Raw genomic sequence first — 9,642 nt, 5'->3', positions numbered from 1 at the left:
TGCTGTCTTCCACCTGCACGAGAATATCGGCCTGGTACACCGACGGCGCGATAAACGCGTAGGCCACGCCCACGGCGAGCACGCCGCCGGCGATTCCACCGACCAGCCAACGGTTGGCCATTAGAACGTCGAAATAACGCGAAAGACTTACATCGTTATTCCGGAGCACGGCAGCATTCGTAAGCAGAGAGTTCTGATTCATCGAAACCCCAGGGCGGGTGTACGAAAAGGATGGAAGCTCGATTTAACGTGCAGGCGATGCGGCGTTGCCAGATCTCGCTTTTTGTCACGGGACGGCAACATTTTGGGTGCGGGCGCTGCGCGCGTCAGTTCGGTGTGCAACGCAATCTGTCAACAATTCCTCTGCTTTGCGCGCCACCAACTTCAGAATAATCGTCTTACCGTACAAAGATAAGACTGCCTAAATCTCCGCTGAACCACTGTTTCCCCGCAGTAGATTCTTCGGTGGAAAATTAGCGTATATTTCACACTAACTAGTATCCCAGACTATCTGAAGACGGTCATCACCTCCGTACGCTAACGCACATCGCTTTTGTGACCGTGACGGCACAATCCCGTTTAACGCCGTTAGCTTGGGATGCATATGAAACAATTGATGCGTGAGATATTCACACGCGCGCTGCTTTTCAGTGGAACCCCCGCGGCGATTCGAGCCTTTCTCTGGCGCGATCGCACCGCGATTCTGCTCTATCACGATCCGTCGCCCGCCACGCTCGAGGCTCATTTTGAGTACCTGAAAGACAAGGTCGAGTTCGTGCCGTTGTCGCAGGCAAATTCGCGAGGTAGTGGTCGCCCGCGCGTGGCCGTCACGTTTGACGACGGCCATATCGGCAATGCAAATCTGCTGCCCGTATTCATCAAGTACGGGGTGTACCCGACCATTTACATCTGCAGCAGTGTCGTGGCGCACGATCGTACTCACTGGTTCCTGCATCCTGTCGCGAGGGATGCAGGTGTGAAGCGGCTGATTCGCATGAAAAACCACGAGCGCCTGGCTGAACTCGACGCGCGAGGCTTTCGTCAGGACTTGCCAGACCCAGCGGCGACGATTAGTGGCCTCAGCGCCGCCCATATTGAAGAGATGCGCCCCTATGTCGACTTTCAGTCTCACACACGCTATCACCCGACACTAACCTTCTGTGACGATGACGAATGCTTTGAAGAGCTTGCGCTGTCAAAGTCGGAGGTAGAACGGATCGTAGGTAAGCCTTGCGAGCATTTCGCGTATCCCTATGGCATTTATGGTCCGCGCGAAGTCGAGCTGCTGAAGGCCGCCGGCTACAAGACCGCACGCACGACCGACGTGGGCTGGAATGACGAAGGAAGCGACCCGTTCCGACTCAAGGCGTTCGACATTGACGATGACTCTTCCGTGTCGTGGTTCGCCGCGCAGCTCACGGGCCTGACATTGGTGCCGCGCTATCTGCGACTGGGACGCGTCAGGCGCCTGGCTCAGCGCATCTTTAGCAGACCACGTGCATTGAACCAGGCGTAGAAAGCACAGCGCCGACGCGACAGCTCGCGCAGCGGCGTACGACACCGTCGTGCGCCGCGCTGCATCCAACCCAGGGCGGCGAATCGTCACGATAAGGTATTCGCTAATAAAAATACTATCGCGCGCGATCTCGGCTTCGAGCAGAACAAGCGGTCAACGTTCGAGCACCTGTCAATCAAAGGCGCAACCGGACCACCAGTGCATTATTCGTAACGGCCTTATTGTTCCTTATCTCCACGGTTAAAAAGGAAGGCGGCATGCGTAAAATCTTCATCACGTCTCCGGGTACCGCCAATTATCCGGAAATTACTGCCTATCAAAACTATTTTAAAGCGCGCGGCGTGGATGTGGTGGTCGGAACAATCACCGATTACCGCGCGCTCGATAACAAACGAAATTTCGTGTTGTGGGAAATCATGGGTTTCTATCCGAACCGGTTTGAATCGGACTTTGTCATCCATGACTACCGTTCTCTCTCCGTTGGCGGCTGGCCGGCGATGAAAGACGTCGCGAAGCGGTATTTCAATTGCCAGCCGAATCTGCGGATATTTCAGAACAAACGGCAACAGGAGATCATGGGTTTCGGTCACGGCGTACCCAGTGTGATCCTGCCCATGGGCGTGCCGAACTGGATCTTCGAGGTACAGGATGGCGGTCAGACCAAAAAGAAAGCTGATTTCTGTTATATCGGCGAAATGAGCGTCGAGCGGGGCTTCGATCGCGTGCTGGAAGCATTTATAAACAACTTTCAGAAGCGCGACGTCTCCCTCCTCCTGGTGGGAAAACCGGACCCGCGCATCTACGAAAGATTTTCGAATGCAAAAAATATCATTTTCACTGGGCCGTTGCCGCAGCGTGAGGCGCTGAAGCACGTGGTCGAATCCGATGTTGCGGTGTGCTATTTCCCCTATCACCGGCCGCACTGCTATCAAACGCCGACCAAGCTGCTCGAGTATGCTGCGCTCGGCAAGAAAATCGTGTGCAACGACTCGCCGTCGAATATCAGATGCTGTGAAGAGATGGGCATCCATAGTGTGATCACCACGGCGAACATCTTTGACGGAATCGATGAAGACGCCGCGCGCGGTGCGACGGCGAATCGTCGGACGGACTTCGCAGACCTCATTTGGGACCGGGTGATAGAGCAGTCCAACGTCGCGACATTTCTGCCAACGGATATCAAGCTAACCAACGCTTGACCGATCCATTGAGGTGCGACATTTCAACGAATGCGACTCGAACTGCCCTTGGTAGCACTGAGTCAGCCAAAGAGACGACATTTGAACGGTGGTAATGACATGCAGATATTCATTCTTCACCCCGGCAAGGCGAATTATCCTGAGATAGACGCCTACACGAAGTATTTTGTGAGAAACGACTGTAAGGTAACGTCAGGGACACTGGATGATTACAAAAAAGTCAAGAATCCGGAGGAGTACGTTCTCTGGTGCATCATGGGCTTTTACCCCAGGATCCCTGCTGCAAAATACGTTATCCACGATTACCGCTCGCTGTCTGTCGGGCGTAACAGTGCGCTAAAGGACAGCATCAAGAAAACGTTTCAACCGCGGCCCGATCTTCGAATATTTCAGAACGACTCAATGAGTGCAGTCATGGGCTTCCGCGACGGCGTAGATACCGTTTTCCTGCCGATGGGCGTACCAGATTGGATTTTCACGACGGATGCTGACCGCAACCAGGCGCTTCCGTCGGGAACGTATTGTTATCTGGGCGAGATAACGCGGGAACGCGGCTTTGTCGGCTTCATCAGGGACTTCCTGGCCGCCAAGCGCGACTCGGATACCCTCGTTCTGATTGGGCCTGTTGAAAAGGAAATCTCCGACGCATATCTTCGATCGCCCGGCATCCTGTTCACGGGACGTCTTGCGCAACGCGATGCCCTCGCGGTGGTTCGCAACTGCGAGATTGCTATTTCAACCATCCCGTACAAGCGTCCGTACGACGTGCAGACGCCGACCAAGCTTCTGGAATATGCTGCGCTCGGCAAAAAAATCATCTGCAATGACTCGCCTTCGAATCTGAACGCCGCCGCCAAGTTTGGAATTCAATGTAAAGTAACGGGCCCAGACGTATTCTCTAGCATCTGCAATTTCCACGGCGATATGGTGCCGAAAAATGACCCCTCCACGCTGCTGCATTTGCGGTGGACAGATGTAATCGCCGCCTCGGGCGTGGAGCGATATCTCGCGCGGCTCTAAAAATTAAAATGGTTTGCGCGATGACACGCGCAAACCATTTCTCAAAAGTCAGTCTCGTCGCGATCGGCGTTCCGTGAACGTTGGTTACGGAGTGGTGCTTCGATTCTTGCCGCGCCCCATCGGCACCTTCGGGCCAGTTCTTCGCCCGTCCCGACTGCGCGAATCGATGAAGAGTTGATGGTCACGCGCGTGAAGAGGCTTTTGTCCGCTACTCTTCACTTCGGCAAGAGCGCTCTATGCAATCGGTCCCAGACGACGGCTTGCTGCAAATCGCGCAGTAGTCACTCGCTCAGCACCGAACGGCCCTGGCGAATGCTTCTCAACTGGGCCGAATAAAGCAGCGCGATGTTGTTGAAGAAACGATCTTCACTGAATCTGTTGCGCGCTTCCTCCTGCGCGCGCCGCAATAAACCTTCACGAAATTTATCCTCGGCTATCATCTTCCGGATCAGCGAAGTCGCTTCCGCAGCCGTCCGATAAAGAACGCCGGTCGAATTGTGACGAATGGTGTCTATATTGCCGGGACAATCTGACGCCACAACGGGTGTGCCGAGCGTCATTGCTTCAATCAGAGAAATCGGCATTCCCTCCCAGGAAGCTGTCGACAAATAGATATCCGCTTGCGCCACAGCCGCGATTACGTCAGCACGCGTAAGCCAACCGGTCACACGCACGCCAGCGTCCTCGAGCGTCCTCCTGAGATCTGCGTCGCCGTCGCCGATCCATACGAACTCGACGCCGTCCCGATCAAACGAGCGTGCAATCTCCGCGAACAATCGCGGATTCTTTTGCACACGAATGCCGCCGACAGTCACAATTTTTCGCCTTTTCGTCGATCCGACTTTTCCGGCGCTTTGCAAACGATTGTTGCCCTGGACACTGACAGCCCGATCGATCGCGTTCTCGACCAGTACTGCATCTCGCCGAAGATAACGGCGAATAGCGGCGCATTCACTCTCGGAGCAGCCAACGTATGTGCAGTTCTTCACACATGCAAGCAACTCCAACGCGGCGAAACAGTATCGCTTCAACCTGCCTATGTCTCGCCGTACGAAAGAGATGCAGTGCGGGCTATAAAGAAGCGCCGTTGACGGCAACGCAAACAAGGTCGACATTCGTCCCAGGAAACCTGCGAATGACGAGTGCAGATGGACGATATCCGGGTTCAATTCGATGAGTTGTTGGCGCAAGACAGACATGATCCGTGCCAATGATGGCCCTTTCATCTGCAGATGCTGCAAGACGACGTCAGAGTGAAACATCGCGCGCAAATTCTTCGGTGTTTCCTCGCGCTCTGAATAGATCACATACACCTCGTGACCTTCCTTGGCGAGGCGCGTCGCAAGCGTGCTCACAACTGCAAGCGTTCCTGTAGCAGTCGATTCGATTACGTGGACCACTCTCATAACATGTTTCTCATGAATTGCGCAGCAATAGCGGAACACATCCCGATCGGTCACGGCGATCGGGACGACATGCAATCTACGACAGGGAAAGGACCCCAGCCGGCTCAGTAGGCGCCGTCTTTCGCGAACACCACTTTGACGGTTCTCAAAAGAATCGAGATATCGAATGTCAGCGAGCGGTTCATTGCGTATTTGACATCGAGCGAAACCCGCGTCGGATAGTCCACATCGTTGCGCCCGCTGACCTGCCATAAGCCTGTCATTCCCGGCTTCAGCGCGAGGTAGTAACGAACATCGCGGCCATATCGCACCAGCTCCTTCTGCACGATAGGACGGGGTCCCACCAGGCTCATATCGCCGCGCAGCACGTTCCATAGTTGCGGCAACTCATCGAGGCTCGTCTTGCGCAGAATGCGGCCAACCGGCGTCACACGAATATCGTTTTTGAGCTTGAAATCGCGGTCCCATTCCGCACGAGCCTGCGGATCGGTTGCGAGCAGTTTGGCGAGAACTTCATCCGAGTTCTTCACCATGGAGCGGAACTTCAGGCACTTGAAAGTACGTCCTCCTCGGCCAATTCTCGGATGACCATATACGGCGTTTCCGTGATCGCTCATGACTACCAGCGCAATTATCAGAAGAACCGGGAAGAGCAGGATGAGTAGAACCGACGCCCCGCAAACGTCCATCGTTCTCTTCACTGCGTCGTCCCACCTTGCGACGAAGATGTTTTCGCTTTGTGGGTTCGAGTCATCCAGGGCGACCTGTTTTGAATTCGCCTCAAGGCACGCCTCTTCCAGTTTCGGATCCGCGGTGGCGTTGGATTCGAACATACTATCTCCTCAGTTCGGAAACTCGTGGGGAATGATGCCGGCGTAGGCACCCTGCGCTTGCAAAACAGATTTTGGTGTGGAAGTGAATCGTTTAGTGAAGCTAATTTCATTGATTCACTGACGAGTCACGACGAGCGTAACATCTCACTCAAAAAGCGAATGTTAGCAATAGCGCATAAACTCGCCATCGTACAGTTCGATCACGACACGTCGCCTTCATCAGGTGCACCAACAGTTCTTCTGACAATCAAATACGCAGAACTCGAATCATGGCTTCGTTCTTTGATTGGTCTTATCGTTAGGTACCACTCGTAAATATCATGACAAAGCGTTCAGGTCAGACGCATACTTTTATCAGACGTGTAACCGTTCTTTCGAAAGCTCGTGATTTCGAATTTGTCTAAAGAGAGACGACAGTTTTCATCTTTAGGAAAAAAGAAATCGAAGTCGCAAGTATCCCGGTTCGGCACTACGAATCGATGTGCGTTCCCGTACATGATCGGACGATTCGCTTATTGCGGAGTTCGACGCGAAGACTTCGTGATATGCCGACAAGCGGGGCGCAACCGGCGTCGGAAATCTGATAGTGAGGCATTGCGTCACACAACAAACTTCAGCTGGGACTGATGCCGAACAAGGGGGCGCATCCTTAGGAAGATTGAGTCGCTCTGTTCGGAAGCGTAGTGTCAGTGCGGGACTCTGGCGTCGACACGGTATTCGATGCGCGTGTTCGACATATCCGTGCCGTCAAAGCGGTCGCTTCAACAATTGATGTTCATCGGCACACTTAACTCTGACGTTTTCGGACCAATTCCAGGCGACAGCATTTATAGTTGAGAAATGAAATTCACACTTTTCTTTTTATTCGCCGTCTTAACACTTTTGTGTGGGCAGCCGATGTCGGCCTTCGCGAAGAGCGGTCGCGCCAAGACAACGAACGCTTCTACCGCCACTGCTCAGCAACTCGCGGCGCTGCAGCCGCCGCCCACCGGAAGCGGAAATGACCGTTTTGCAATGGACGTGAACTGCAATCTCTGGAGTGCGGATCAGACGGCGCTGAGCGAATGCTCAAAGGACCTGGATTTGATTGCCGGATTGGGCGTCGGTACGGTTCGCCTCGGCGTTTCGTGGGACTTCATGACGCTGGCCGACGGCAGCACGCTGGACCCCAACAAAGTGGCCTTTCTGAAGTCGCTTCTGAACGCCGCACGCACGCGCGGCATGAAGATTCTTTTCCAGGTGGGCATGTACGCGCCGTCTAGCGCATACCAATGCCCGGCCACCAGGAATCCGCCGACCGCATCGTCACCGCGACTCGACTTCTGCGACGCGACGTTCACGAAGTATCTCGGCTCGCTCATGGACGTCGTTCTGCCCTTTACGGCTGACCTCGAACTGTTCAATGAGACCAACTGGTCGTTCTCCGCTTCGGACCCGTCTTACGGCGATCCGAACGGTATCTCCGGATACATTCTGAACCGCAGCAAGACGCTCTATTCGGAAGCCAGGCAGATCCTGAACACGAAAAGCCAGTCGGGCTACAAAACGGTTCTGCACACTCAGGGCATCTCGTACTTCTACAACTCGGCGTACCCGAATAACGGCTGGCAACCGCCCGCGGGCAGCGAGCTGATCCAGGCGACCGACTACATCAAGGCAATGGGTAACAACACGAAGAGTGCTTCCAGCCCGTTGAACACCACGATCGACGTCGTCGACGTTCATCCGTACTTCAGCAGCGCCGACTACCAAACGCTGATGCAGTCGTTCAAGATGACCGTTTCGAATCTGGTCGCTAGCGGTCCCAAGCCGATCTGGATCACGGAAACCAACAACGGGACGACCCGTACGGACGCCGGACAACTCGCGGCATTCAATCAGTTGAAGGTGCTGATGGACAACGGTTCGGTGGCAAAGGCGTTCTGGTATGTCGTGCGTAACGGCGATCCGAGCAACGGGGAAGGCGACGGCTACTCAATCTACGATTACAACCGTAACCTGATTTGTCCGCAGCTTGCCGCCGCTATTCGGGCCTACACCGCGAGCATCCCGCGATCGCAGCGATTTCTATCGGGTCCCTACCTGACCCCGGTCCAGTGAAGGCGTCTAATTGCAATCGATGAGATGAACGCGAACGCCGACTCCGCCGTTTGCGTCATTTTGCCGTTCTGCCCTGCTCCAACGTGCTTGATGGTGTTGCAAAGAGGAAGCAGCGGACATCCGCAATGACGGATGGATCATAAGAGGGCGATGAGACTAATTCTCCTCCTTTGATCCTCTCGCGCGCGCAACGCAAAGCGCACACGCGAAGACCCCAATCGCCACGCCGATCAGCAGACAGGCGGCATGCGTCAAGAAAGTTACCATCTTCCACTCCCTTTACGACCACATCGAATTTTTGAGAAGTTGAACAGCACGATGTCATCGGTGGCGTAGCTATGGCTTGAAATCTTCCCTAGCGGCACCGGACAGTGTGATGAAGGCGATCCAAAGTCCGGCAGAGATTGACAAAAGCGCAATGTCCCGCTTGCGGATGGATGCCGACCTAATAATCGAACTCACTATACCACGGGTTTAGCCACGCTTTCGGCGCCAAACTTCAGAATGGCAAGCGCATTGCATCGCCGGCGGCGCGCGGGTTCAGAAGACCGTGACGTACGAAAATAGCCGACGCGGTAGGCGAGCGCGAAGCTGCCGGCGTCGCGATGGACGAATATCATCAGCATCAAAATGGCAGACGCCGGCGGCACAAACAGAGAGGTCGGAAAGATCCCGCCATAGATGAAGACGCCGCTGCCCGTGCGCTCAGCTTTCAAAAAGCGCCATCAGGCAGATGAAGTGCCCGGCGAACGCAGTGATCGATAAGAAACGGACCGTGGCGATCTTCGTGTACTCCCTTTCGCTGGTCAGCGCTTTACCCAGCGTCTGTTGCAGAAACACGCCGAATGCGAGGGCGATCACCGGAATCGAATCGGAGGGGCCGGAAATGATCGTGGCCACCAAGCGCGGGCCGATCGGTATGGCGACGGCGCTGGAACTCGTCATTGCACGCACGGCCTGGGCCTTGTCCGCCGCCATGCACGCAACCTCCAGACGCAAGCCGATTAACGAGCGGATAAAAAGTACCCGAGAGCCGTCGGCCCGCAGAACTTCCCGATCAATAGAATCGAAACGAAATTGAGCGCCTGACTCAGTACAACTCCAGCGACACTGACGAATGAGTCTTTGATATCCGCCAATCATCCACGCCGAAAGTCGGCTGATTTTTCATCGTCATTCGTGACGACGGCCCTCGCGCCGTCAAGGCTAGTCTTTCTTTGTCTCTCCACTGGCCGGCAGTGCATCGAGATAGGAAGCACTGCGATAGAGGTCTGCGCGCGCGCCCAGACTATAGCGATAGACATCCGTATCGATCCCGTTGAAGATCACACCCTTCACCCGGGCATTCGCCTGCTTGAGCTGCGCGGTCGCCTCCACCACCTGCGCAATGGAAGTGGTCTCGAAGCGGGTCACCAGCATAACGGTGCCGCAGCTATCCGCAAGCGCGGTCGCGTCGGAGACGGCGAGCACCGGCGGCGTGTCGATCAGCACGATATCGTATTCGCTCGTCTTCGCGAGGAATTGCTGCATGCGTTCGCTCACCAGAAGCTCGGCCGGGTTCTCCGGTA

Annotated in this window: 9 protein-coding genes and 1 pseudogene; 4 read left to right on the top strand and 6 right to left on the bottom strand. The window is 55.0% G+C overall.

Annotated elements, in window-relative coordinates; all coding sequences use genetic code 11:
* Positions 1-202: Wzz/FepE/Etk N-terminal domain-containing protein (locus F6X40_RS40360; RefSeq protein ID WP_187631734.1), on the bottom strand; the 202-nt coding region annotated here is incomplete at its 3' end.
* A 402-nt stretch (positions 203-604) separates the two neighbouring features.
* On the opposite strand from F6X40_RS40360, the gene F6X40_RS40355 reads away from it, so the two are divergent.
* The 3 genes from F6X40_RS40355 (at position 605) to F6X40_RS40345 (ending at position 3,735) form a co-directional block, all read left to right on the top strand.
* Positions 605-1,516, top strand: a complete 912-nt coding sequence (locus F6X40_RS40355) for a polysaccharide deacetylase family protein (RefSeq protein WP_090811951.1) — start codon at positions 605-607, stop codon at positions 1,514-1,516.
* Positions 1,517-1,773: 257 nt separating this feature from the next.
* Complete coding sequence (locus F6X40_RS40350) at positions 1,774-2,715, top strand: glycosyltransferase (RefSeq protein WP_187631733.1); 942 nt, start codon at positions 1,774-1,776, stop codon at positions 2,713-2,715.
* A 99-nt stretch (positions 2,716-2,814) separates the two neighbouring features.
* Positions 2,815-3,735, top strand: coding sequence for a glycosyltransferase (locus F6X40_RS40345; RefSeq protein WP_187631732.1), 921 nt, complete (start codon positions 2,815-2,817; stop codon positions 3,733-3,735).
* A 281-nt stretch (positions 3,736-4,016) separates the two neighbouring features.
* On the opposite strand, the gene F6X40_RS40340 is transcribed toward F6X40_RS40345, so the two are convergent.
* Positions 4,017-5,141 (bottom strand): glycosyltransferase, encoded by a 1,125-nt coding sequence (locus tag F6X40_RS40340; RefSeq protein ID WP_187631731.1) that lies wholly within the window; start codon positions 5,139-5,141, stop codon positions 4,017-4,019.
* 104 nt (positions 5,142-5,245) lie between these two features.
* Positions 5,246-5,842, bottom strand: a pseudogene (locus tag F6X40_RS40335) (sugar transferase); the annotation flags it as partial.
* A 1,215-nt stretch (positions 5,843-7,057) separates the two neighbouring features.
* Between F6X40_RS40335 and F6X40_RS40330 the strand changes: the two are divergent.
* On the top strand, positions 7,058-8,074 hold the full coding sequence (locus F6X40_RS40330; RefSeq protein WP_262421735.1) for a glycosyl hydrolase: 1,017 nt from the start codon (positions 7,058-7,060) through the stop codon (positions 8,072-8,074).
* Between the two features lie 461 nt (positions 8,075-8,535).
* Here F6X40_RS40330 and F6X40_RS43025 read toward each other — a convergent pair whose 3' ends face one another.
* The 3 genes from F6X40_RS43025 to F6X40_RS40320 form a co-directional block, all read right to left on the bottom strand.
* On the bottom strand, positions 8,536-8,790 hold the full coding sequence (locus F6X40_RS43025) for a hypothetical protein (protein ID WP_262421734.1): 255 nt from the start codon (positions 8,788-8,790) through the stop codon (positions 8,536-8,538).
* Complete coding sequence (locus F6X40_RS43020) at positions 8,780-9,052, bottom strand: hypothetical protein (RefSeq protein WP_262421733.1); 273 nt, start codon at positions 9,050-9,052, stop codon at positions 8,780-8,782. The genes F6X40_RS43025 and F6X40_RS43020 overlap by 11 nt, the downstream gene beginning before the upstream one ends.
* A gap of 228 nt (positions 9,053-9,280) precedes the next feature.
* Positions 9,281-9,642: tyrosine-protein kinase family protein (locus tag F6X40_RS40320; RefSeq protein WP_410452725.1), on the bottom strand; the 362-nt coding region annotated here is incomplete at its 5' end.

The organism is Paraburkholderia sp. UCT31, from assembly GCF_014397655.1.
Classification (GTDB): Bacteria; Pseudomonadota; Gammaproteobacteria; order Burkholderiales; family Burkholderiaceae; genus Paraburkholderia; species Paraburkholderia tuberum.
This window is presented reverse-complemented; position numbering and strand designations above follow the sequence as displayed.

Coding starts and splice junctions, on each gene's coding strand:
- F6X40_RS40345 (WP_187631732.1), top strand. CDS start 2,815: ATGCAGATATTCATTCTTCACCCCGGCAAGGCGAATTATCCTGAGATA.
- F6X40_RS40340 (WP_187631731.1), bottom strand. CDS start 5,141: ATGAGAGTGGTCCACGTAATCGAATCGACTGCTACAGGAACGCTTGCA.
- F6X40_RS40350 (WP_187631733.1), top strand. CDS start 1,774: ATGCGTAAAATCTTCATCACGTCTCCGGGTACCGCCAATTATCCGGAA.
- F6X40_RS43020 (WP_262421733.1), bottom strand. CDS start 9,052: ATGGCGGCGGACAAGGCCCAGGCCGTGCGTGCAATGACGAGTTCCAGC.
- F6X40_RS40355 (WP_090811951.1), top strand. CDS start 605: ATGAAACAATTGATGCGTGAGATATTCACACGCGCGCTGCTTTTCAGT.